General features: G+C 40.7%; 23 protein-coding genes and 1 riboswitch. Of the genes, 5 read left to right on the top strand and 18 right to left on the bottom strand.

All coding sequences use genetic code 11. From position 1 onward, the window contains the following. Nucleotides 1–69: 69 nt before the first annotated feature. From ADA55_RS14485 to ADA55_RS14445, 7 genes are all read right to left on the bottom strand, one after another. On the bottom strand, nucleotides 70–720 hold the full coding sequence (locus ADA55_RS14485) for a LytTR family DNA-binding domain-containing protein (protein ID WP_048685020.1): 651 nt from the start codon (nucleotides 718–720) through the stop codon (nucleotides 70–72). 571 nt (nucleotides 721–1291) lie between these two features. Continuing rightward, nucleotides 1292–1654, bottom strand: a complete 363-nt coding sequence (locus ADA55_RS14475; RefSeq protein WP_048685015.1) for a P-II family nitrogen regulator — start codon at nucleotides 1652–1654, stop codon at nucleotides 1292–1294. Between the two features lie 15 nt (nucleotides 1655–1669). Then, nucleotides 1670–2884, bottom strand: a complete 1215-nt coding sequence (locus ADA55_RS14470; RefSeq protein ID WP_048685013.1) for an ammonium transporter — start codon at nucleotides 2882–2884, stop codon at nucleotides 1670–1672. A gap of 297 nt (nucleotides 2885–3181) precedes the next feature. Then, a complete protein-coding gene (locus tag ADA55_RS14465) occupies nucleotides 3182–3385 on the bottom strand; it encodes a YbdD/YjiX family protein (protein WP_048685010.1) in 204 nt (67 codons plus the stop codon). Nucleotides 3386–3398: 13 nt separating this feature from the next. Beyond that, nucleotides 3399–5453 carry a carbon starvation CstA family protein gene (locus ADA55_RS14460; RefSeq protein WP_048685007.1) on the bottom strand — a complete coding sequence of 685 codons (2055 nt, stop codon included), beginning with the start codon at nucleotides 5451–5453 and terminating at the stop codon, nucleotides 3399–3401. 376 nt (nucleotides 5454–5829) lie between these two features. Continuing rightward, the gene (locus tag ADA55_RS14450; RefSeq protein WP_226990472.1) at nucleotides 5830–7620 is read right to left on the bottom strand and encodes an ABC transporter ATP-binding protein; all 1791 of its coding nucleotides are present in this window, start codon (nucleotides 7618–7620) and stop codon (nucleotides 5830–5832) included. Next, nucleotides 7595–9343, bottom strand: a complete 1749-nt coding sequence (locus tag ADA55_RS14445) for an ABC transporter ATP-binding protein (RefSeq protein ID WP_048684999.1) — start codon at nucleotides 9341–9343, stop codon at nucleotides 7595–7597. Before ADA55_RS14445 ends, ADA55_RS14450 begins: the two co-directional genes overlap by 26 nt. Nucleotides 9344–9791: 448 nt before the next feature. On the opposite strand from ADA55_RS14445, the gene ADA55_RS14440 reads away from it, so the two are divergent. Further along, on the top strand, nucleotides 9792–10352 hold the full coding sequence (locus tag ADA55_RS14440; RefSeq protein WP_048684997.1) for a nitroreductase family protein: 561 nt from the start codon (nucleotides 9792–9794) through the stop codon (nucleotides 10350–10352). 596 nt (nucleotides 10353–10948) lie between these two features. Here ADA55_RS14440 and ADA55_RS14435 read toward each other — a convergent pair. Together ADA55_RS14435 and queF are read right to left on the bottom strand one after the other, a co-directional pair. Further along, nucleotides 10949–12295 carry an aspartate kinase gene (locus ADA55_RS14435; RefSeq protein WP_048684996.1) on the bottom strand — a complete coding sequence of 449 codons (1347 nt, stop codon included), beginning with the start codon at nucleotides 12293–12295 and terminating at the stop codon, nucleotides 10949–10951. A 203-nt stretch (nucleotides 12296–12498) separates the two neighbouring features. Then, complete coding sequence (queF, locus tag ADA55_RS14430; RefSeq protein ID WP_034305880.1) at nucleotides 12499–12999, bottom strand: preQ(1) synthase; 501 nt, start codon at nucleotides 12997–12999, stop codon at nucleotides 12499–12501. Nucleotides 13000–13103: 104 nt separating this feature from the next. Next, nucleotides 13104–13149: riboswitch (PreQ1 riboswitch) on the bottom strand. A 130-nt stretch (nucleotides 13150–13279) separates the two neighbouring features. Here queF and ADA55_RS14425 point away from each other — a divergent pair. Further along, nucleotides 13280–14137: an EamA family transporter gene (locus ADA55_RS14425; protein WP_226990471.1), complete on the top strand. Its 858-nt coding sequence runs from the start codon at nucleotides 13280–13282 to the stop codon at nucleotides 14135–14137. 96 nt (nucleotides 14138–14233) lie between these two features. Next, nucleotides 14234–14521, top strand: coding sequence for a BA3454 family stress response protein (locus ADA55_RS30520; RefSeq protein WP_048684988.1), 288 nt, complete (start codon nucleotides 14234–14236; stop codon nucleotides 14519–14521). Between the two features lie 482 nt (nucleotides 14522–15003). On the opposite strand, the gene ADA55_RS14410 is transcribed toward ADA55_RS30520, so the two are convergent. From ADA55_RS14410 to ADA55_RS14375, 8 genes are all read right to left on the bottom strand, one after another. Beyond that, complete coding sequence (locus ADA55_RS14410) at nucleotides 15004–15453, bottom strand: YfmQ family protein (protein ID WP_048684984.1); 450 nt, start codon at nucleotides 15451–15453, stop codon at nucleotides 15004–15006. Between the two features lie 299 nt (nucleotides 15454–15752). Beyond that, nucleotides 15753–16037, bottom strand: coding sequence for a cytochrome aa3 quinol oxidase subunit IV (qoxD, locus tag ADA55_RS14405; protein WP_048684982.1), 285 nt, complete (start codon nucleotides 16035–16037; stop codon nucleotides 15753–15755). A gap of 1 nt (nucleotide 16038) precedes the next feature. Then, entirely contained in the window at nucleotides 16039–16635 is a 597-nt protein-coding gene (gene qoxC, locus ADA55_RS14400) for a cytochrome aa3 quinol oxidase subunit III (RefSeq protein ID WP_048684979.1), read from the bottom strand. Beyond that, complete coding sequence (gene qoxB / locus ADA55_RS14395) at nucleotides 16635–18581, bottom strand: cytochrome aa3 quinol oxidase subunit I (protein ID WP_048684976.1); 1947 nt, start codon at nucleotides 18579–18581, stop codon at nucleotides 16635–16637. The genes qoxC and qoxB overlap by 1 nt, the downstream gene beginning before the upstream one ends. Before the next feature lie 74 nt (nucleotides 18582–18655). After that, complete coding sequence (qoxA, locus tag ADA55_RS14390; protein ID WP_048684974.1) at nucleotides 18656–19585, bottom strand: cytochrome aa3 quinol oxidase subunit II; 930 nt, start codon at nucleotides 19583–19585, stop codon at nucleotides 18656–18658. A 1104-nt stretch (nucleotides 19586–20689) separates the two neighbouring features. Further along, entirely contained in the window at nucleotides 20690–21004 is a 315-nt protein-coding gene (locus ADA55_RS14385; protein WP_048684972.1) for a hypothetical protein, read from the bottom strand. Nucleotides 21005–21259: 255 nt separating this feature from the next. Then, the gene (locus ADA55_RS14380; protein ID WP_048684971.1) at nucleotides 21260–22495 is read right to left on the bottom strand and encodes a S1C family serine protease; all 1236 of its coding nucleotides are present in this window, start codon (nucleotides 22493–22495) and stop codon (nucleotides 21260–21262) included. A gap of 190 nt (nucleotides 22496–22685) precedes the next feature. Next, complete coding sequence (locus tag ADA55_RS14375; protein WP_048684969.1) at nucleotides 22686–23366, bottom strand: hypothetical protein; 681 nt, start codon at nucleotides 23364–23366, stop codon at nucleotides 22686–22688. A gap of 189 nt (nucleotides 23367–23555) precedes the next feature. Here ADA55_RS14375 and ADA55_RS14370 point away from each other — a divergent pair, with 189 nt between their 5' ends. Then, complete coding sequence (locus tag ADA55_RS14370; protein ID WP_048684962.1) at nucleotides 23556–23912, top strand: hypothetical protein; 357 nt, start codon at nucleotides 23556–23558, stop codon at nucleotides 23910–23912. 109 nt (nucleotides 23913–24021) lie between these two features. On the opposite strand, the gene ADA55_RS14365 is transcribed toward ADA55_RS14370, so the two are convergent. Further along, nucleotides 24022–24474, bottom strand: a complete 453-nt coding sequence (locus tag ADA55_RS14365) for a helix-turn-helix domain-containing protein (protein WP_048684960.1) — start codon at nucleotides 24472–24474, stop codon at nucleotides 24022–24024. Nucleotides 24475–25172: 698 nt separating this feature from the next. On the opposite strand from ADA55_RS14365, the gene ADA55_RS14360 reads away from it, so the two are divergent. Further along, nucleotides 25173–25642, top strand: a 470-nt coding sequence (locus ADA55_RS14360) for an IS110 family transposase (protein WP_048684958.1), incomplete at its 3' end; no start/stop codon positions are given.

Here is a 25642-nt window from a genome sequence, read left to right as displayed (position 1 = left end):
ACATTCATTTTCGAATGAAAAGCCTTAAATTGGGCATAAACCAGCATTTCTTTCACACAAAGGAGAATCCTAAAACCCCAAAGCCCTCCTAAATTGACTTGCATATGTTTGACTGACCTGGATTTTGGAGTTGTCTTTCATTATCAATAAAAATGTAGAATGGAAATCAGGAAGGATCTCTTGTATATAGTTGATATTGACGATGTACGAACGGTGCACACGAATGAATAAATCACTAGGTAAAATGAATTCCAATTCACTTAAATTCATTTTATGAAATCCACTCACACGTTCGGACTGAATTTTAGTTTTCCTATTTTGAGCTTCCAGATACATAATTTCAACATATGGAAGCGGTATCCAGCGGTCATCTGTTTTAATGGTCAGGAATGATGTCGGTAAAATTAATGGCTTTGACGGCAAGATGGCCGTTACCGCCCCTAAAGGATTGCCCTCGTCCATGATAGGAACACTCAGCCCATAGTAAGGTACGCCAAATACATTACTTTCAACTTGCACCCCTATTTTTTTACGGACGCTCAGCGCTTTATATGTCGCCGTATTTTCACTGATTAAATCACCTGGTTTTATTCTTAAGTCCACTTGTTTGCTCGGTTGATAATAAATGTATTTTTCGGAATCAGCCACAGAAATTGAAGCATCCTTCGGAACAAACTCCCTGATGATATTTAAAACGGATTCGACCGTAAATTGATCCATTTCCTTTCACCTCTTAAAAGAACATATTAATAATTTCCCTATTATTAAGCAGGGGCATTCATGAAGTAATTCATAGTTTTTTGGTAAATTTACATTTTTTTGAATTTTCTTTTCGGAAAATTAAAGAAAAATTGAAGTAACTAAGCGAAAAGCGTCGAAAAAAGCAAAAAAATCGTATTTAAATTTATATCCTTATTCATTATAGTTGGAATGCTCCGCGATTTCCATGGGGGATTCAAGAAAAAAGGTTTCCTTAATATACTAATATTTAAATGTCACAATCCAGCTGGACATCAAACAAAAAAAGCCGCTCTCCCCTAGGATAACGGCTGAAAGGTTATTTTTTTGAACGGGGATTTTGAAACGTGGATTTTAATCGGAGTGATAAAATCTCTTCTAAATTTTTCAGTGGCAATTCCAATAAAAAGGGTCTGTCATCAGGTTGATATACATCCTCTGAAATGAGCGTATTAACGATCTTCTGTTTTTTTGCATTAACAATTCGGACCAGTCTCCCCATTTTCAGCTCCCTTTCTTTTATCTTCTGTATCCGGCGGAATTGATCACAGCATCAGATGTCATTCTTTAACGCATCATGACCTTCTTTACCGGTACGGATATTCACAACATTCGCCAATTCATATATGAAGATTTTACCGTCACCCGGTTTACCGGTACTCAAGAATTTCCTTGCTACATCCACAACATCCTGAACTGGCACTTCACACACGACAATTTCGATTTTCATTCGATCATGCAATGACATTTCACGATTTCTGCCTCTATATGTTTCCACATAACTTTTCTGAAGACCCGTTCCTTTTACTTCCGATACTGTCATTCCGCTTACCCCTATTTTTGCAAGTTCCGCTTTGAATTGTTCAAATTGGATAGGACGTGTAATGATTTCTATTTTCGTTAAAATCTCGGACATATGAGCACCCCCCTTTTAAATGGATTCGTGATAAGCTTTTTCTCCATGAAGTGTAAGATCAAGCCCCATTGACTCATCTTCTTCACTGACACGCAACGGTACGAAAAGGTTAATGGCTTTAGCAACGATATAAGTGACCACGGCAACGAAGATATAGGTCGCAATGATCGCTACAAGCTGCTTCCATAACAAGTTGAAATCTCCATAGAATAAACCATTTGCACCGCTTTCGTTTACGGAAGTTGTCGCGAACAAACCTGTAGCGATGCCACCCCATGTCCCGCCGATTCCATGTAACCCGAAAGCATCAAGCGCATCGTCGTAACCCAGTTTATTCTTCAGGAAGAATACGCCCCAGAAACAAACGGCACCGCCGATGACACCGATGATGATTGATGAAGCGGGCGTTACGAATCCGCAAGCAGGTGTAATGGCCACCAAGCCAGAAATGGCTCCGGATACTGCACCCAGCAATGTTGCCTTTTTATTAGCCATATACTCGACGATCAGCCATCCAATGATACCAGCAGCTGCTGCAACAGCTGTATTAACGAATACATTCATCGCCACTTCATTGATTGTCAGTGCGCTTCCGACGTTGAAGCCATACCAACCGAACCAAATTAATGATCCTCCAAGAAATGTTAAAGGAAGATTATGCGGTGCACTGTCCCGCGACTCTTTCCTTTTACCTAACATGATTGCTAATACCAAACCTGCAACCCCTGAAGATATATGAACAACGTTGCCACCTGCAAAGTCAAGTGTACCCAGTTCCGCTAACCAGCCTCCACCCCATACCCAGTGTGCAACGGGAGCATATACGAATAGGGACCATAGGATCGTAAAAATCAGGAATGCTGAAAACTTCATCCGTTCGGCAATGCCACCCGCAATGATCGAGACCGTTAAAACGGCAAAAGTCATTTGGAATAACATGAACAAACTATGGGGAATTGTTTCGCTGTAAGGTCCAGGTGCAAAACCCACATCCTTTAAACCAACCCAGTCCAGACCGCCCAGAAGTGAATTACCAGGTGAAAATGATAATGAATACCCAATCAGCACCCAAAGAATAGAAATGACAGCCAGAGGCATATAACTATGCATTGCCGTATTCAAGACATTTTTACTTTTTACCATCCCTCCATAAAATAAGGCAATCCCTGGTGTCATTAGCCAAACCATCATCGTCGCCAAAAACATGAATACCGAATCTGCCATTTGCATACTGTTTTTTCCCCCTTATTTTTTATATATGTTATGTTTACTAACACTATTATGTTATATTTTTTATCATATACTTAATTTTCTAATAATTCAACTTATTTTTTGTATTTTCCATAAAAATGTTAGATTATATAACATCAATAAGAATAAAGGACCAGTAAATGTTTTTTTGTTTAATAGTCACTTTTCCACATCTTCACGACTCCATGGCTGTTACATTTCACCCTCCACTTATTCCCCCTCGAAAAAACCATTAAAAAAGGGCCCTCCTATTGAGGACCCTTCAATAAATATTCATTAACAGCAACGGGACACTTTCCCACCCTTTGCGTTATACCGTTCATCCTGTGCTTCGCAGAAAAATTCTTTCCTGGTTTTCACGGGATCTCCAGGATGATGCTTTCTCATATGTGCCACATACGTATCATAACTTGGCACGCCGACGAGCAAACTGACGAATTGCTTTCTGTAGCTGAGAATTGTCATTATTCTTTTCAACATCGCTTTCCCTCCCTTATGACGACCTTGATACATAAGGCGTTTCATGTAAATCTATTTTCTGGTTCTTCAAGACTTTTATCCATAACCTAATGGCAGAAATCAGGACCGTGATCACCACGATCATGAAGATGGCACATAGGGCAGCATCCACATAATCATTGACGATAACCCGCTTCATCTCGGCCAGATTGGCTGCCGGAGCAAGAACTTCCCCACTATCATAAGCCGCTTTAAATTTATCCTTATGTGCTAAAAAGCCAATTGCCGGGTTTTCGTGGAACAGCTTTTGCCACCCTGCCGTCATGGTCACTATCAACAAGAATGTAGTGGGCACAAGAGTGACCCATGTGTACGCTTTTTTGCCCATTTTGAAAAGGACCGTCGTCCCAAGCAGCAACGCAATGGCGGAAAGCATCTGATTCGCAATTCCAAACAATGGCCAAAGGGTATTGATTCCGCCAAGAGGATCAATGACCCCTTGATAAAGGAAGTACCCCCAACCGATTACACAAATGGCAGTCGCAATTATATTGGGCAGCCATTTATTCGTTTCGGCAAATGGTTTGTAAAAGGTGCCGATGATATCCTGTATCATAAAACGTCCCACCCTGGTTCCTGCATCAATGGTGGTCAATATGAACAATGCCTCGAACAGTATCGCGAAATGATACCAGAACGCCATCAGGGACGCCCCCCCAATCACTTGCGAGAAGATATGGGCCATGCCGATTGCAAAGGTTGGAGCCCCTCCAGTACGGGATATAATGGTCTCTTCCCCAACATCGGCTGCAAGGCCGGTAATCATCTCAGGTGTCACAAGGAAACCCCAATCTGATATCGTGGCAGCCACTTGCGCTGGTTCCGTTCCCACAACGGCCCCCGGGCTGTTAATGGCAAAATAGATGCCTGGCGTCAATACACAGGCGGCAATCATCGCCATGATGGCTACAAAGGATTCAGTCAACATCGCCCCGTATCCGATTGGACGTGCATGCGATTCGCGTTCAATCATTTTAGGAGTCGTACCTGAGGAAACGAGTGCATGGAATCCCGATACCGCTCCACAAGCGATCGTAATGAATAGGAACGGGAATAAATTGCCGGAAAATACAGGTCCCGTTCCATCGATGAATTGAGTGACGGCAGGCATTTCAAGGCTCGGCATGACAATAAAGATACCTAGTGCAAGTCCGATGATCGTACCGATTTTCAAGAATGTACTTAAATAATCACGCGGTGCCAATAACATCCATACAGGCAAAACGGAGGCAACGAAACCATAGACAATCAACATGATGGCAATCGTTTCCCCGCTGAAAGTGAACATTGGCGCCAATGTTGCACTCTCGGCTACAAAGCGGCCGAAATATAACGCGAGCATCAAAAGTATGATTCCGATAATCGACCCTTCACCAACCCGTCCCGGCCTTATATAACGCATGTAAATGCCCATCAGGACTGCAATCGGTATGGTCGAGGCAATCGTGAACATTCCCCACGGACTGCCCACCAGCGCTTTTACGACAACCAGGGCAAGTACCGCCAGTAAAATGATCATGATACCGAGGATACCGATCATCGCTATCAAGCCTGTAATCGGTCCAATCTCCTCTTTGATCATCTCTCCCAAAGATTTGCCGTTACGGCGCATCGAACCGAAAAGAATGATGAAATCCTGTACGGCACCAGCCAAAACAACTCCGACTACAAGCCATAGCGTCCCTGGCAAATATCCCATCTGCGCTGCAAGGATGGGGCCTACGAGAGGTCCAGCTCCGGCAATTGCTGCAAAGTGGTGGCCAAACAACACCCATTTGTTTGTAGGTACATAATCTTTCCCATCATTATTCGCTTCCGATGGAGTCTGGCGATTGTCATCTAGCTCAAACACTTTCCGTGCAATGAATTTACTATAAAAGCGGTATGCAATTGAATAAACACAGAGTGCCGCAGTAACAATCCACATGGCATTGATGCTTTCCCCCCGGTTTAGCGCGACGAAACCAAAACTCACCGCACCCAATGCAGATATGATCCCCCAAAGAATAACAGACTTAAGCGCTTTCATTTTTTTCCATCTCCTCTCTATCGATCTAGTGTACAACTATAAAAAACCTTCATTTATAAGGGGCCAGGGCAGTATTTCTCCCCGTACCCATTAAATTTAAAGAATTTTATATATATTCTGAATTATATGTTACCGTAAGGTTTTTTAGCAATAGCAATTTAGTCAATTTGTAATGTATTTTCCATTATTTTGTCGATAATTCCCTCCTTTCCCACTTTGGTGGAATCAATGATTTCCATGCTTTATAAAAACCGTATTGTGTGAACGCATTTTTAGAAGGTTCATCATTAAATGAACGGGATGCAATCCCCAAGTTTATGATGCTCATTATGGGACCAACACAAAAAATGCGCGCCGGATGGCCCACATTTTTTCTTTATCCTATCTGATTTTCCCTTAATGAGCTGCGGTTTAGATCGTAATAAAAACCCCTCTGCCGCAACAATTCATCATGGGATCCTTTTTCAATGATCCTTCCTTCATCAAGTACGAGGATTTGATCACTTTGCTGAATTGTATTCAATCTGTGGGCAATGACAAAACTTGTCCTTCCCTCCATCAAGCGCTGTAATGCTTCCTGGATTTTAAGCTCGGTTATCGTATCTATGCTACTTGTCGCTTCATCCAAAATCAATAAAACGGGATTTGCTAAAATAGCCCTGGCAATCGATATTAGCTGGCGCTGCCCCTGACTTATTCCACTGCCATCTTGATTCAAGATGGTATCGTATCGATCTGGCAGTTTCATGATAAAGGAATGGGCATTGGCAAGCTTGGCTGCATTCACCACTTCTTCATCTTCCGCCTCCAGCCGGCCGTAGCGGATATTTTCACGAATCGTACCTTGAAACAAGAAGGAATCCTGTAAAACGAAGCCCATATGCTTACGGAGACTGGACCTCGTCACCTGTTGGATATCCTGGCCGTCAATCAATATCCGGCCGCTGTTCGGCTCGTAAAAACGGGCAAGAAGATTAATGATCGTGGTCTTACCTGCCCCCGTGGGACCTACAAGCGCGATGGTCTCCCCTTTTTTTGCATGGAAACTAACATCATATATCGTTTGCCCTTCATCATTATACGAAAAGGAAACACCCTCAAAGTCCACCTCACCGCGTACTTCACGAAGTTCAGAAGCCTGTTTCTCATCCACTTCTTCTTCTTTTTCATCAAGTATGGCGAAAACCCGTTCAGCACCGGCAACAGCTGAGAGGAGTGTATTGAATTGGTTAGCCAGGTCATTGAGCGGACGGGTGAATTGCCTTGAGTACTCTGTGAAAATGACAATGACCCCGATGGAAACCGTACCTATGCCACTCAGCGCCAAAAACCCGCCGACAGCGGCTATTACCGTGAAACTTAAGTTGTTCAGTAAATTCATCAGTTTTGGGATCAGCCCTGAATATGATTGTGATAGGAATCCGGCTTTCTTTAAATTTTCACTCCGGATGATAAAATCACGGATCACTTTATCTTCCTGTGAAAAAGCCTTTACGATCCGTTGTCCGGAAATCGTTTCTTCTATAAACCCATTCAGTTCTCCAAGGTTCTTCTGCTGTGCTTTAAACAGCTTTCCCGTCCTGTTCGTTATCCACCTCAGGCCGAAGAACATGAGAGGAACGATGAATAAGGTTAAAATAGTTAATAAAGGGCTCAAATACAGCATGACTCCGATCGTCCCGACAAGTGTCAGCACACTTGAAAAGATCTGGATGACGGAACTATTCAAAGTGGAACTGACATTTTCAATATCATTCGTGACCCTACTCATCAACTCCCCGTGCTGACGCCGATCAAAAAAGGGAATGGACAACTGGTGAAGCTTTTTGAATAGTTGATTGCGCATCGCATAAACCGTATCCTGTGCAATTCCGATTATCCAATAATTCTGAAGCCACATGGAAAGGGAATAAAATATGTAGACTCCGAGAAGCCCTAAAAGAAGGCTGATCAGCCCCCCGCTATCCCTTGTGACAATATAATCATCAATGGCCATCCCAACAAGAAAGGGTCCAAGCAATCCCAAAACCGAGCTTATCAGTACCATGAAAAGGACACAAAATAGCAGGCTTTTATTCGTTGCCAAGTAGGGAATGATCCTTTTTACCGTATTCCAGGAGTTGACCGGTTTAGACTTTGCCTTATCGGGAGATATTCTTCGACTCAAGCGAAATCCCCTCCTCCCCAAACTGTGAGCGAACGATTTTTCGATAAAGATCGCTTGTTTGCATCAAATCCTGATGTTTCCCCAGCGCAAGGACTTGACCGCTTTCCAGCAACAAGATTTTGTCAGCCTCCATGGCTGTACTGATTTTTTGTGTAATGATGAGCGTTGTGCATGTATAGTCCTTTAAAGCGGCAAGCAATTTACTTTCCGTCTTCAAATCCAGGGCACTTGTACTATCATCCAGAAGGAGAATCTTCGGTTTGCGCACCAATGCTCTTGCAATCGATAAGCGCTGCTTTTGCCCTCCCGAAAGGTTCACTCCTTTTTGCCCCAACTGGGTTTCATATTGCTTCGGAAGTTTCATTACGGTCTCATGGACCTGAGCATGCATGGCCGCAGCCATGATTTCCTCCACCGAGGCACCCTCTTTTCCCCAAGCGACATTATTTTTTATGGTCCCCGAAAAAAGCAGGGCCTCTTGCGGTACATAGCCGATCCTGTTCCGCAGCGAATTCAAGGGAATATCTTTCAGATCCTGGCCATCAATTTGAATGGAGCCGCTTTCAACTTCATATAATCTCGGAATCAGCTGAAACAGTGATGTTTTCCCTGATCCTGTCGCTCCTATGATGGCAAGCGATTCTCCCGGATCGATGGAGAAGGTCAGGTTTTTCAATATCGGGGTTTCGGTTCCAGGATAGCGGAAAGATACATCCAGAAACTTAATGCCTCCCCCATTGACGGCCCCACTCTTGCTTTCCGCCTTACCTTCATCAATATCTATCGGGGTTTCAAATATTTCCGTCACACGTTCCGCTGAAGCCTTCGCACGGGAAATGACCATGATCAGCCATGAAAAAACGGAAAGGGATGCCGCGATCCTCGTGGCATAGTTGACAATCGCCACAACTTCCCCTACCTGTATATCTCCCGTTGTTATAAATTCACTTCCAAGCCAGAGAATGATCAGAATCGCCACATTCATGACAAGCATCAGCACAGGCATCGTCGTTTCAATTAAACGAAGGGAAGACACAGTCTTTCTTTTCAACTCTTCATTCGCATCGACAAATCGGCCGATTTCATGCTCCTTACGAAGAAAAGCTTTGATCAAGCGCATGCCTATCAGGTTTTCCCTCATGACTCCATTGACATTATCGAGTTTTTTCTGGACGAGCTTAAACAGATTAGCCGCCCGCTTCATAACCCATCCCAAGAAGAAAACCAGAACCGGAATTGAAATGACCAATACGAGGGATAATTTCAAATCGACCGCAATAGCCATGATCGCTCCGCCGATTACGATCAACGGCGCCCTTGCCATGATACGCAAGCCCATAAAAATCGTATTTTGAAGTTGGGTCACATCATTCGTCATCCTTGTGATTAACGAGGAAGTCGGGATATTATTCAAGTTCGCAAAAGAAAACGCCTGTATTTTACCAAAAAGGCTTTTCCTGACATCATGTCCAAAGCTTTGACTTACATGTGATGCCGTAAATGAATTAACGATCCCGCCAAGAAATGAAAAAACGGAAAGTCCAACCATGACACTTCCCCATTTAATCACCACCGATAAATCTTTCTGCAAAATGCCATCATCAATGATTTTTGCTATAAATAGAGGTTGTAATAGCTCTACCCCGAGCTCGACAATCATTAAGGTTAAAGCAAGAATGATCAAAAGCCAGTATGGCTTAAGAAATGAGGACAATTTTTTCATCTATGACACCTTCGATTCTCCGTATGTAAATAGCATCTTTTCATCCTCTCATTATACATTTTTATACAGATTTTTTAAAAGATTTTAACTGTTTTAAAGCATTGGTAAATATCTTGATTTTTTTTTATAAATACCCTTGACAAATAACAGGAAATAAGCGAAAATTCTAATTGATAATGATTTTCAATTTCATTATCGATCTCTGAAATTTGATAAGCAATTACGATATTCTCTTATCGTACCCTTTTGATATTGTACATAGATACAATGTCGCCCCGGCTTCTCTGTGCCTAGTAAAATTATATGCTCATTAGCGAATGCAAGTCACTAGAATATTGCCCCCTCTTTATTCAAGTAATTTATTCACATTGGAAGCATATTAGGCAGCCGGGGATTATTTTTTTTCAACTATTAAACTTACATATATGATTAAAGGAGCAGGATGATCATGAAACTAGAAGATATCATTAAAGAACGGCGCAGCATCAAACGATTTAAGGACATTCCTGTTCCTATTGATACCATCCAATCATTATTGGAAACTTCGACATGGGCACCGAACCATAAAATGACCCAGCCATGGCGCTTCGTCGTGGTGCATGGTGATAGCCGTTTAAAACTCGCAGAAGCAACACGTGCATTCATGGAAGGCAAAGAGAAGGACCCTGAAAAGAAAAAAGCAGCCGGACAGCGAGGATATAATAAACTCATAGGTGTACCGATGTTTGTCGCAGTGATCATGGAAGAGAATCCGAATCCCATGACACGTGAAGAAGATTATGCGGCTACAAGTGCCTTGATCCAGAATTTCAGCCTGCTTGCCTGGGAACAGGGAATCGGGATGATATGGGAAACATACGGCATGATACACAGCATGGAGTTTCGTGAAGCTTTGGGCGTGAAACCAGGCGAGAAGATCGTCGGCAGCCTTCACGTTGGCTATCCCGATATGATCCCTGCCCCGCGTCCAAGGAACGCGATCGATCAACTCCTGACCATTATGGACTAACATAAAAGGAAAGCCTCCAATCTTCCAGTTGGAGTCTCAGACTGTAGACAAACTCGATGAAAACCGGGTTTTCTACAGTTTTTTTATGCTTTTACAATTTGAACGTTGATTTCCCCTCCAGGCACTCGCTTTCCGCGGGCGGTCCGCCCTCGGCTTACGCCTGCGGTGTCTTAGACGCGCGCTTTTCCCACAGGAGCCTCGTGCCTTACAATCCAATCACATATAGTTAGAACTTATTCCTACATTCTTTTTTGTATTATATAGAAGTATTTAACTAGGTGATAAGGATGCTTTCTATTCTATTCAGCAAGATCATTTATAATATGGTGTAAGATATGTATGAGGTTGGCCCCCCCTTTTTATCCGCTTCAAGAGCGTCAACTCCGTTCTCCTCCAATTGCATTTGCCACTTGTCATATGGGTATTAAATTAAAACAGGCGCACTGAACCCTGCAGCGCGTCTGTTAGCTTGTAATGATTATCCCCACACGGTCATTGCCACTACCATAAAGAACCAGATAAAAAGGTATGTATAGTGATTAAAAGATTAATCGCAAAAAACCCCCTTCTAAAAGGAGGTCCCTAAACGCTCATACTCAAAAGAACTCGTGATATAATGCCTGAATTGCCGTCTCTTCGTTGTGCCCTTTCACACCGAACATCATGCTTACCTCCGAAGAGCCCTGGTTGATCATCTCAATATTCACCTTTGCTTCGGCCAAGGCTTTTGACGCTCTTGCCGTTGTACCGACATTATGGCGCATTCCTTCCCCTACGACCATGATCAAGGCAAGATCATGCTCCACATTCACTTCATCGGCATGAAGCTCTTTCTTGATTCGGGAAATGATTTTCTTCTCGGCATCCCCTTTCATCTGGTCCTGCCTAAGAATAAGCGTCACATCATCGATGCCTGATGGAATATGCTCATATGAAACTCCATAATCCTCGAGGATGTGCAGCAGTTTCCGGCCAAAACCAACTTCCCGGTTCATCAAATATTTGCTAATGTAAATACTGCAAAATCCTTTATCACTCGCAATCCCAATAACCGGCCCGTTCGTATTATCCCGTGCATTCACAATGCGGGTCCCTTGTGCCGCCGGATTGTTCGTATTCTGGATATGGACAGGTATTCCCGCACGGAATGCAGGAATCAGCGCCTCATCATGAAATACCGAGAAACCTGCATAAGAAAGCTCACGCATCTCACGATAGGTCAGTTCCCGGATTCCCTTCGGATTGGAAACCACATTTGGATTCACCGCATAAACGGCATCCACGTCCGTAAAGTTCTCATACAAATCAGCCTTGACCCCATTAGCAAGAATCGAACCCGTAATATCGGAACCGCTTCTTGAGAAGGTTAACACATCACCATCTAACGTATATCCGAAGAATCCTGGAAATACAACGATTCCTGGCTCATCACGCAGAGCATATAACCGATCATAAGACTCTGGCAGCACCCTGGTAAATCCACCTTCATCCGTTACGATCAAGCCTGCCTTCTTCGGATTGATATACTGCGCCTCCACTCCAAGGCTTTGGAAATAACCTGCGACCAGCTTCGCATTATTATCCTCGCCACCGGCCTTCAAGGCATCCAGATAGCGCTTCGGGTTAGATTGATCTGCATGCAGCAGTGCCATTAAATTTTCATGAATCCCTGTGATGACACTCTCGGATATATCCAACTCTTCAGCAATGCTCGCATAGCGGGATACAACATCTTCTATCAAATGCTCTCCGTTATCCCCGCGCAGCTGCTGTTCCGCAGCTTCAATCAATAAATCCGTCACCTTTATATCATCGGAATTGCGTTTTCCTGGAGCGGAAACGACCACAATCTTCCTCTCTGGATCAGAAACAACAATTTCGAATACCTTCCTCAACTGTTCACCTGACGCAAGTGAACTTCCACCAAACTTTGCAACTTTCATCTCGACATCCCCTATTTTCGTAAATATTCTGTCAAAATTAACTCTCCCTATTATTACGCTTTTTCTCGAAACAATCAAGTGGAAATTCCATTATAGAAGGACATTTGTGCTTTTAAAAAGGACAGAATGACAGAACCACTGATCGAAATCAGCTATAAACTAAAAAAAGGACAACGGGCATATGCCCATTGTCTCTCCATTCTTTAGCGATTATCCACGGTTTCCGGGTATAAGTCATGATTCATCAAGCGGTAATTCGCCATTTCCTCATACTTCGTACCTGGTTTCCCATAATTCGTGTAAGGGTCGATGGAAATTCCGCCCCTTGGTGTAAACTTGCCCCATACTTCAATATATTTAGGGTCCATCAATTCGATTAAATCATTCATGATGATGTTCATGCAGTCTTCATGGAAATCACCATGATTGCGGAAGCTGAATAAATAAAGTTTCAAAGACTTGCTTTCCACCATTTTCACACTGGGAATATAGCTGATGTAAATGGTAGCAAAGTCCGGCTGGCCCGTGATCGGACATAAACTAGTGAATTCCGGGCAATTGAATTTGACGAAATAATCCCGGTTCGGATGCTTGTTATCGAATGATTCAAGGATTTCAGGAGCATAGTCGAATGTATATTTTGTTCCTTGATTCCCAAGCAGTGTGATATCTTTTTTTAATTCTTCTTCTTTTCTTCCAGACATGAAAAGTCCTCCTAATCCCACATTTCAGGGAGATTCATAAAATGGGCCTCTATATAACAAAAACCATATCTCCTCAAAGATATGGTTGATTCGCGAAAAATATCAAAGCCATAGTTTTTTTAAGAGGGTGATGCTATGAACCTCTCCCGTTTATCGGGAAATATTTTAAAATTGTCATAGTAAATATAGAAAAAATAATCTAATCTGTCAATCATACATTTTAAATTTGGTTTGATTCTTGATGGCATTCAGCTTAAAATGTAGAAGAAGTTTATCCTACATGAAGGAAGAGATTAAGTCAATGTGGATTTTTGCAGCACTCATCACGAGTTTATGTTTCGGAATCAATAACAGCATTTTTAAATGGAGCAGCGGAAAAGGGTATTCCAAGATACATATCCAATTTTTCTTTTATTTTTCAGCATTTATTTTGTCCATTGTTTATGGAGTATTAATGGATGGTTTGCAGATGAACTGGCTGTCCATCATGCTTGGTGCAGCAATTGGTGTACTGAACGCCAATGGTAACATCCAGATGGCAAGCGCCTTTGAAAAGGGTCCGGCAAGCTTGACATCTCCATTAATCGCAGCGAATGCCATATTCCCCATTCTCTGTGCAGCTTTAATTTTTCACGAACATATTTCTTCCTTGCAGTGGAGTGGAATCGCCTGCATGTTTATCGCTACATTAGTCATCCAATATACACCTAATGCAAAAGGTAATCATCAATATGTCCCATGGATGATGCACACATTACTCTCCATCTTATCTTTTGGTGTGCTCGGCATTCTTATGACGACATCAACACGTCTTCATTTAAACTCCCTTGATATCCTTGTATCAATGTATGGAGGCGGAATGCTTTATCTTCTTTCGGCTCTAGCCTTTAAAAAAGAAAAAATCAAGCTAAAGGAAGTCAAAATCGGTTCCTTAGTAGGCTTTTTAAGCATGATAGGCTATGGATGTTATTTCTTTGCTTTGAATACCGGCATCGCAAGCATCATTTTCCCTGTCGTCAGCCTGAACTGTTTGGTTGTCGTATTCGCTGGATGTTATATATTCAAGGAAAAACTAAAAACCTATCAAATTGCCGGTGTTCTTGCAGCATTAATCGGTATTATTTTAACTAAAATATGAATATAGTTCGTATAATAAAAACGACCTGACTGTCATTTATATAAGCCAGGTCGTTTTTTATTTAACCGGAAAATGGAGTAGGTCAAAAAAAAAGTATTGACACCTCCTAAAAAATATCAGATAATTTTGAATATTAACTTTCTCGATTTTACTGCTTTTGAAATGTTTGATTATCCTTCTGCCACGGGTATAAAAGAAATAGGTACAACCACCTCATTTAATTCTGAATCAGGAAAGGAAAGATGCATAATGGTAAAAGTTACAGTAACAGTTGATTTCCAAGGAAAATCTTATCAAACTAACGTCCTAACTAAACCGGGTACTGATCATGAAGTAATTTTACAACAAGCCCTTCATCAAGTTGAAAAACAATGGAAAGCATAAAAAAGCAGGCATCGCAATAGATACCTGCTTTTTTTTACCTTAAATACTATCCAAAATACTTTTCATATGCACGATTAACGACCCTCTTACAGCAATTCCCTCCTACTTAAAAACACATTTAATTGTTTTTTCAAAAGACACTAAAATCAAGATGCCAGTTTTTGCACTAAAATTTTTATAATGAAAAATATCTAATTGAAATGTAATTATATTAAAAGCCTTATAAAAAAAGACGGTCTTTTTAAGGCGCGTCTCAGCTGTAGACAATTTAACCGTTAATTCCACTCCAGGCACTCGCTTTCCGCGGGCGGTCCAGGAGCCTCCTCGGCGCCTTTGCGCCTGCGGGGTCTCCCTTGGACTCGCTTTTCCCGCAGGAGTCCCGCATCTTCCGTTCCAATCAACTTTGTTTTAAAATTTAGTTAGAACCCTTTTGTTTGCAAACTCAAAGACGGTCTTTTAAGGACCGTCTTTTTAATGTTCTATTAAACTAAATTTCTTATTAATGGCATGGAACGTTCTTGGAGGCTATCGGAAAACAGACTATAAGAAATGAGCTTCTTCTTGTACTGTTTAACTACATCCACGCGGTCGCTGTAAATATATACAAATAACCTAACATCCTTTTTGCCTCTTTTAGTATCAATGACCAATGGAGTCCCGCTGTTCTCTGGATGTAAAAACAATTGCTCGTTCCCTGGGAATATATGATTTTTCTTCAAAAACCTAGCGTTATTAAAATAATTAATAACTTGAATTTTTTCTTCACCTTCCAAACGTTTTCCGTCAAAGGTTACGATCGCATTCCCGCCACTAATTTCTGCGTGTATTTTAAATTTGCTGATAATCCAATTAACTGCATCGGTTGGAAGACAGGAAACCAATATTTTTAACAGACTTAAGATAATTGTCAAAATCAAAACCGGCAAAGTCAATTCATCATCTCCGCTACATTTATAAATTAATTCTTATATAACTTATTATATCAAAAGGTGCTGACCGTTTTTCTTAGTAGATGTGTCCGTTCTATTAACGTTTCACTTTAGTAAAACATTTCACTTAAAAGCACGGGCGCGCTTCGAAAGTGTAAATATAATGTTGCGAAATGGTTATACTAAACAATATGGTTTCGATCACATCCTTGTTATCAAACTTCCATGAGTGAAATGGATAGAACGGTATAAAAAATAAAAAAACTGGGCGTCATCAAGACGCCCAGTTTTTCCGGAATCGATTATTGATATCCCCAAATCATTGTTAGCATTGTACCGAAAATTGTAACCAATGCAACGAACAATCCGTAATAAACGTTTGTATAAATCGATGCTTTATCTTCAGACTCACCTGCGTGCATGAACATAACTAATTGAAGTGCAGCTTGCATGAAAGCTGTAACAAGAAGGATGATCATAGCCATTTTCAGTGAGAGATCAAACATAATAACTGATAGTGCGACCAAAGTCAGGACTAGTGAAAAGGCAAATCCCATAACTTGGCCCCGTGGGAATAATTCTTTCATATTACATCATTCCTTTCAGGTAGACGAAACTGAAGATGAAAATCCAGACAACGTCTAAGAAATGCCAGTAAAGTGAAAAGATGAAAGCCTTGTTTGTTGTTTCTGGAGTCATACCGCGCTTTTTGATCTGCATGATGATGAAGGTTCCCCAGAATAAACCAAGTGTAACGTGAGCTCCATGCGTACCTAGTAATGTAAACAAACTAGATAAGAAAGCACTTGTTTGAATGGTTGCTCCTTCATGTACATACTCCACGAATTCATAAATTTCGACTCCCAAGAAGCCTAAACCAAGAATAAGGGTGATGATGAAGAAACCAATCGTTGCTTTCTGCCTTCCAAGTCTCATTGCATTGATTCCAAGACCAATGGTAAAACTACTGGTTAAAAGAAAGATTGTTTGAAACATCAGGGTTGGGAGTTTAAAAAGATGTTCCCCTGTTGGACCATTTCCAGTTCCATCAACTAATACAAAATAAGTGGCGAACAGTGTAGCGAAAAGAGCTATTTCTGCTCCTAGGAAAATCCAGAATCCAAAAATCTTTAAGCGATTTTCTTCCGTGCTATATTCTAGTGGCAGCGAGTTATCTATTTTCATTACTTAGCACCTCGCAATTTATTTTCAGTTTCTTCGATCTCTTCAACAGAGATATAACGTCCGTGATCTTTTTCGAATGAACGGTGAATCATACAAGCAAAGATACCGATCGTTGCAATGATTGCAATGATCCACATGCTGAATACCATCGCAAAGCCCCAAACGAAGAAGATACAGCTCATGATAAACGGCACACCACTGTTATTTGGCATATGGATCTTTTCTACTTTACCGCCAAATAATTTAAAGCCTTTTTTCTTTGCATCCCAGAATGCTTCTGTAGAATCAACTGTTGGCACAACTGCAAAGTTATATTCAGGGATTGGAGTATGTGTAGCCCACTCTAGAGAACGCGCATCCCATGGATCGTTTGAAATATTTCTTGACGCATAACGAGTGCTCCAATAGATATTGTACACAATAAGTGCAAAACCTATTGCCAAGCCAATCGCTCCAACGAACGAGAGCATATTCAATGGACCATACCCTGTTGATTCAGAGTACGTATACATACGACGTGCCTGCCCATCTAAACCAGTGATGAACATCGGGAAGAAGGTTACATTAAAGCCGATTGTAATGAACCAGAACGACCATTTCCCAATTTTTTCGCTCAACATGAAACCGAACATTTTTGGCCACCAATACGTGAAACCAGCTAGTACGGCAAATACAGTACCAGGGATTAAAACGTAGTGGAAGTGAGCTACTAAGAACATTGTATTATGGTATTGGTAGTCAGCACTTGCCATTGCAAGCATTACCCCTGTTACCCCACCGAGTGTGAAAATCGGAATGAAAGCTAAAGAGTAAAGCATTGGAACGGTAAATACGATTTTACCTTTCCAAAGTGTGAACAACCAGTTGAAAATCTTAACACCAGTCGGGACGGCAATTGCCATCGTGGTAATCGAGAAGATACCATTAACCATCGCACCGTGACCCATTGTATAGAAATGGTGAGCCCATACAATGAAAGACAGAGTAGAAATAGCTACCATGGAGATAACCATCGAATTATACCCGTACAGGTTACGACGTGCAAATGTCGAAATGATTTCACTGTAAATACCGAAAGCAGGAAGAATTACTATATAAACTTCAGGATGTCCCCAAACCCAGAACAAGTTAGCCCAAAGCATATCGCTACCGCCATTGGCCATCGTAAAGAATTGAGTTCCGAATAGACGATCCATTGTCATCAACGCAAGTGCCACTGTCAATACAGGGAAAGCGAAAACGATAATGAAGTTAGTGATCAAGATAGACCATGTGAACATTGGCATTTTCATTAAGTTCATGCCAGGTGCTCTCATTTTCAAGATTGTTACGATAAAGTTGATACCAGTCAGTAATGTACCGATACCTGCTATTTGAAGTGCAATCGCGTAATAGTTCGAACCTACTGATTCACTGAAATCGTTACTTGCCAGCGGGAAGTAAGATGTCCAGCCTGCATCAGGGGAACCACCGACTACGAAAGAGATGTTAAATAGCATTGCCCCCATGAAGAATAACCAGAAGCTTACTGCGTTCAGACGTGGAAATGCTACGTCACGCGCTCCAATTTGTAATGGTGTAACAATGTTCATTAACCCAATGATAAATGGCATAGCCATGAACAGGATCATGACGACCCCGTGTGTTGTAAATACCTCATTATAATGCTGTCCATCCAAAAGACCGTTATCTGGAATAGCCGTTTGAGCACGCATCATAAGAGCATCGACGCCACCACGGAAGAGCATAAGCAGTGCTGCCAAGATGTACATGATACCAATACGTTTATGGTCAACCGTTGTTAACCACTCACGCCATAAGTAACCCCATTTTTTAAAATAGGTAATTCCGGCAACAACCGCAATCATGGTTAAACCAATCGCAACCATGGATGCATAAATCGCAGGACTTGGATGAGGTACGGCAAATCGATCAAAGTAATCCATACTTTTGTGACTCCTTTCAGGAAAATATTCCTTATCTTGTAAACCTAGTTGTTTTATCGAACGAAAATTAATTCTTAGTGATCATGATTCATGTTGCTGTGTTCTGAATGTTCCTCGTGTGAATCCTTGGAATCATGTTCTTCAGTATCAGAAGATCCGTGGTCATGACCAGCATTTTCCCCTTCAGGAGCTGGTGAAAACTCTAAGTGAGTTCCAGTGTAAGTGGATTGTCCCACATGACCAGGTTTTAATAATTCATTGAATTTTTCCTCAGTAATCGGTTTAGCAGTAGCTTTAATTTCATCTACCCACTTATCGTATTCTTCTGCAGAAAGTACATTAACGTTGAACGTTTGCTGAGCAAAACCTGAACCACTGAAGTTTGAATTTCGACCCATATACTCTCCTGGTACATCAGCTGCTAAGTGCAACGTGTTAACCATGTCCGACATCGCGTATTTTTGTCCTCCAAGTTGCGGAATCCAGAAACTTGAGATTGGACCGAATGAGTAAAGTTTAAATTCAATTGGTCGGTTAGTAGGTAAAAACAGATAGTTGACTGTTTCGATATCTTCTTCCGGATAACTAAAATGCCACTTCCAGTTGGAAGATGAAGCGTAAATAATTAAAGGCTCTTGATCTCCGTATCCTTTAGGTGTTGCCTCAACTTCATTTGTTGTTTTAACAGTAACAACGGATAGGAAAGCGACGATTAAAATTGGGATCGCAACCCAAATTATTTCAAGAACCTTACTTCCTTCAATATGAGGCGGTTCATAATCATCACGTTGTTTGGAAGCACGATATTTCATTATCATGAAAATATACAGTACCATAACGACAAGGACGACAAAGGCCATTGTCCATATCGAAATCATAATAACATCTGCTTGTGTTGCAGCTACTGGCCCTTTAGGGTCCAAGACCATTAATGGGTTATCGCAACCGGTTAGCACAGTGGCAATAGTAAAAAGTATAGTTAATAGAGACCATTTTATTTTCATAGTACTACCCCTTTCTTACATAATAAAATTCCAATTGGTAATTATTCGGACAAAGTGTTACCATGTTCACAAACCCCGACATACCAATATTAATCCCAAGTCTAAAAAAAGACAATACAAAGTGACATCTGTCACATAAAGTTCATTAAAGAGCAGTAAGAAGATGGTAAATGAACGGAAATGTTCGAAAATCTTCAGCAAATGAAATATAATAATTGTTTAATAACATACCTATGGAAATTCACTTATCAGTACAGGATTGCATAAATTACCGATCCACTATCCGTTTATTACTACTCTAATATAATGAAATGAAAATCCCTCATTATACTCACCGTGTATATTGCCTCAACCCCACTCAAGAATATGAATGATATTACCTATCCTGTCAAGTAGGTGTTTATCGTTGGAAAACATGATTTAAAACGGATTTTTTAAACCCGGCCATGGAAGTTGGTAAATGATAGCCGCACTGGATACGATGTTGAATCCAGGCCTCAAACCTCTTAGGATCCAACACTGGTCAATATTATATATATATAAGGAAACAACGAGTGTGTAATGAGGCTCTTTCCCTCGCAATACTCATTGCCCTGTCAGTATTCCTAAACATGCTTTAGCAGTAGTCATGGATGAAATAATTCAGGGGTCGGTCAAACTTATTGCAACTGTTCATGTTTATCAGTCAGCAGGATAGGACTGAAACCATTACAGGAAAAGGACATTTGACGGTTCATTCAACGACTTCCTTATTGCATCTTCAAGTAAAAGTACAAAAAAAACCACAAAAAAAGGACTTTTGAAAAAATGTCCTTTTCTCGTGGATATAGTTCAAAATGTAAAGTTAGAACTTCCTGAATACGGGCAGTTCTGTTTGGATATCCAAGCACATCGTATGCATTCAATGAAAGGGTTCCTTAAAATATTTTAATACATAACGAGTGCCGTGTATTGTATTAAAATTTAATCGTTACAAATGATATGAAAGCGCATTCAATGATTGGAATCAAATTGGCTCCCTGATAAACGAATCAGCTAGTTTTGTTCAAACATGTTAGTGAATCTGATGATAGTAAGCCAGTTCATTACGCTATATTCTCGGTTTTAGTTACTGAATTCCGTACTTCTTTTTGTATGAGTTTTAGCCTTTGATTTCATTTTTATGATTTTAGTCGTTTCCGGTTCAATTCTTTCACCTTTATGTGTATTCATTACCATTTCTTCTGTCAGGACAAAAAATATACCAACTAGAAAAATGGCAGCTGCACTTAGTGTGATGGCGATTCCAACAACGGTAAATATATAATCCTTATTGTAATCGCTTACAAAAAAACTTAAAGCAAAAATAATAAATCCGATTACACAACCTGTGCCCGATACCCATTTCACTGCATCTAACATCTTCTGATTAGCTTCCATTATTTCATCCCCTTTCTTTCTATTTTATGACATTTCACAAATTTGTCAAATCTTTTCTATTTTTTAACATATTAACGATGAAAACCTTGACAAATAGAAGCCGCTACCATTCACTCTTAGGCATTCAAGCCTATATGAAAAATATGTAAAACAGTGCAAATACACTATCTATTTTTCCGATATTAACCTTTTGTATACTATTAAAAACTTCTAAATAATAGGCCCCTGATGAATGATCAGGGGCCTTACCTCTTTCTATGGTTTTTGCAAGGTTATCGTTACCGTTTTCTCTTCAGTACCTCGATATACTTTAATTTTTACTTTATCGCCGATTTTCTTATCTGTATATAAGTATTTCCTTAATGCTGCGGCAGTATTTATTTTCGTTCCATCAATATCAACAATGATATCCTGTTGCTTAAGCCCTCCGTTCGCCGCTGCCGAGCCCGCTTCTATACTCGTCACCATTACGCCGGATTCTGCAGGTTCTGGAACATTTTGAATGTAATATTGCGGCAGTTCATCTATACTGGCCAAGCTGACTCCTAAATACGGACGCGTGATTTTTCCATTTTCAATCAGTTCCGTAACAATCGGAATCACATCATTACTTGGTATGGCAAACCCTAAGCCTTCCACGCCGTTTTCGGAAATCTTCAGACTGTTTATACCGATCACTTCCCCAGCGGTGTTGATCAATGCACCGCCGCTATTACCAGGGTTGATCGCTGCATCTGTTTGAAGGACATCAAGTGCCCACTCCCCGTCCGAGGTATCGACTGAAATGGTGCGTCCGGTCGCACTTACGATTCCTTGTGTAACCGATCTTGAAAAATCAAGTCCAAGTGGGTTGCCAATTGCCAATACTTCTTCACCTGGACGCATGCTATCAGAATTCCCGAATTTAATTCCCTCCGGTGCTTTCGAGGAATCAATTGTCAAAACCGCCAAATCCGTCAAAGCATCAGCCCCGACAACAGCTGCCGTTGCCTTTTGTCCGTCATACAATGAAATTTCGACTTCCTTAGCACCTTCAATAACATGATTGTTCGTGATGATATAGGCTTTCCCATCAACTTTTTTATAAATGACCCCTGAGCCAGTTCCGCTCTCTACCGTTTCGCTCTCCGTGCTTTGCCGCTGGTACGGGTTCTGGCTTTGCATCTCCTGTAAATTCACGACCCCTACAATCGATTTGGATGCTGATTCGACCATCTCTGCCCTATCATTTGAATCCGTACTTGCCGATAACTTTTCCGCCGTGACACTTTTATCCTTTTCAACACTGTCCGTTTGCTGTATTCCTGCCGTTTCGGTTGACTCATTCACTGAACTTTTCCCTTGATCTATAAAGTCTCCGCCAAATAAAAATACAGACGATGTAACCATAGAAGCAACCGTTCCGGAAACAAGGCTAGTTATCCAGAGAGACTTACCCTTTTTCCGTTCTGCCTTGACTCTGACTTGCTCCTCACCATTATAATTCTCCATCTTTATCCCTCCTATGATTGTCCTTTACTTGCCTCAATCATAAACAGGAAATATTAAAAAATTCTTAAGAAAATAAAGAATTAGGCTGTCTTTTAACAAAAATCATAAAATTTTATCGAATCCTGTATGTTTCCGCACCACAAAATAAAAAAGGCCAAACAGGGGCCTTAAATTCGACTATTCAGTTATCCTACATGACTTCATAAACTTCTTTGGTCTCCTTATTCACGCCATACCAGCCCCAAGTGGTTTTGTGGCCGCTTTTCTGACTAGGATCATCTACCTCGAAAACATGAAAAATATAATCTCCCTTTTCGGCATCATGATCATATTCGATTTGTAAATGTGAAAAATTTTCCATATCCACGTAATCCTTCACAAGCTTCTCCGCCTGAGATTTACTTAAGGCACGATCCGAATCCTTGCTTCCTTCTTTGCCTTTTGTATCCGTTGCCGCCTCATCTTCTGCTTTGAATCCTTCCTCAGTAGTTTCCTCCGCCGGTTTCGCTTCATCATTTCCCACTACTGCTTCTATCGTGGCTGAGTCTGAAACCGGGTGCATTTCCTCAGCCTTTGAAACCATTTGTTTGCCTTCCCGATATTTTGCTTTATATGTGGTTGCTTCTTCAAAATCTTTTTTGGCCGATTCAAAATCCTGTTCGTCGTATTTCTTCATTCCACTCGCCAGCAAACCGGAAAGATCCATTAGCTCCCTTGATTTAGGTGTTTTTCCTTCTTTATAAGCTAATTCAAATGCCTCGTGGGCTTCTAAATAATTTTCCTCATTCAACTGACTTTTCCCTAAATCCATGTTGGAGTCATAATTCCTTGTTACGCAGCCTGAAGCAATCAACACAAAAAAAACAACCATGATTGACCTCTTCACTATATCACCACTCCATTTACCATATTATTCTGTAAATCCATCTTAAACCATTTGATAAGGAATCCGATACCTTTATTTCCTATCTTTTTCATTAAGGAAATGTTTACTTTCATGATTAACTTTTTACAAATAGTGGTACAGAATAGATAAACGCTTGAAAGGGTGATGTGCAGAATGATACAGGAAAAACAGACCTACCATGTCGATTTGGTCAGCGGCGACGTACTCGGACAAAAACTTGAAGAGAATCCGAGCTTCACTGTACACGCAACTGATGAGGAACTTGCAGAATTGAAACAATGCTTGGAGGAACACCGGACAGATGACCTGGAGGCATATGCCCGATCACATGTGCCCTACCTTCTCTATCATCATGACCGGGCAAATGATAAATACGATGCAGCCATGAAAAGGCTTTATGCCCTCATTTATAAATTAGGGGATGAAACGGCACGAAATCATATTGAAGAAATTGGCATATTGAAAGATAACAAATTCGAGGGAAATGAAGAAGTGCAAAAGTTCAAATAAGAAATAGGAACAGAACCCGAAATTCAAAGGTTCTGTTCTTTTATGATCAAGTTTACAAAAGGGTTTCATTCCCTTGGGAATCACTATGCATTTTTAGAAGAGAGAATTTTCAATCCACATATTTATCCTTCAAATAATCCGAACCGATGCCGCCAATAACCATCAAAGCTAATGGTAAAAAATTCGATACAACTGGCATGCTTTTTAAAATGGTAATATCGGTGCCAGCAAATTTGTTAAGACCAAAAATAATTAATTTAGACACTAATAAAAATGCTCCTATTACTAACACGATATCAAAAAACATTTTCCTTTTTGGAAATGCTAACTGCTTACTTTCCCGTATTATTTTTTCTTTCAATTCCTCGTCACTCCTTAATAATTCATTTACCGTAATCTGAAATAAATCACTCAGATTAATGAGTACCTCAATACTTGGGTAATTTTTTCCCGTTTCCCATTTGGACACAGATTGGCGACTCACATGAATCTTCTCTGCAAGATCATTTTGTGACCAATTTCTTTTTTCCCGTTCTTTTTTTAATCGTTCGCTAAAAATCATAATAAGTTCATCGCCTTTCCTTCTCCTAGTATTGTGAGATGAATCGTGCAAAGTAAAGATAGTAATGAGCGCAATACTATGCAACCTATGAGTGACACCGAGGAATACCTTGATATACCAGGGTTTTCGTTTAATTTTATGGAACTGCTGCAGAAAGAAAAAACATGAAAACTTCCAGTTGATTTCAGAAATCCGCTCCCTTTCCGCCGACTGTCTGCCAAGCCTCCTCGGCGCAAGCGCCTCCGGGGTCTCGGCTAGACAGTTATTCGGCAGGAGTGTCGCAAATTTCTTCAATCTAATGAGGGTTTCATAAAACAATAAAACATTAATAAGTATAACCTATTTAGTTTTAAAATCATGGTTCGGGATGTACCCTCTAGAAGCCTTTGATCTGACCCAATAAAGTTAGAATATATCCATTATTACAATCATCAGCTGATCATAGTAAAATTAAAACATACTAAGATTAGTAGTGCGGACCAAGGCATTGGTCCACACTACTATTTTTTATATAGTAGAAATGAAGAATAGGTCGATCATGCCTTAGGATCTAGAATCCGTAATTAAAACGGACCTTCTTCATTTACCTTATTTGAATCAGGTTTTAGTATGTTGGATCCTAGAGATCGTGTATAAGAAATTAGAGTCGATAAGTGTAAGATGAAGGCTTCAATTTAAGAAAATTGTAGGAGGATAACATGAAACATGTAATTGCCTTTGACGTGAGTATGGGAAAGAGTTACATGGTCATTTATAATGGCTTGAAAAAATGTATTTATGAAGCTGAAATTAAACACACCAAACCTGAGTTTGAAAAGTTAAGAGCTCGGATTGATGAATTAATCGAAGGATATGAGGACCAACCTTATATTGTGTTCGAATCAACTGGTGTCTATTCTCGGCAATTGGAACGCTTTATGCGTGATAACTATTATTCCTACTGCCTTTTAAACCCTCTAGAGGCTAAAAAGCAATGTGATGCCTTAAGGATTCATAAAACTGATAAAAGTGATGCCCATCAATTGGCTTTAACTCACTTCTCTGTCTCCCGAAGGGAGACAAACGGGACAGACACCCTGTTTCAACAGTTGAAGTCACTTTCGAGATTTTACAGTGAGCTTGATGATGAATTATCGGTAACTCGTAGTCGCATGCATAAAGTCATTCA

It is taken from the genome of Bacillus sp. 220_BSPC, assembly GCF_001054655.1.
Lineage (GTDB): Bacteria > Bacillota > Bacilli > Bacillales > DSM-1321 > Peribacillus > Peribacillus frigoritolerans.
This window is presented reverse-complemented; position numbering and strand designations above follow the sequence as displayed.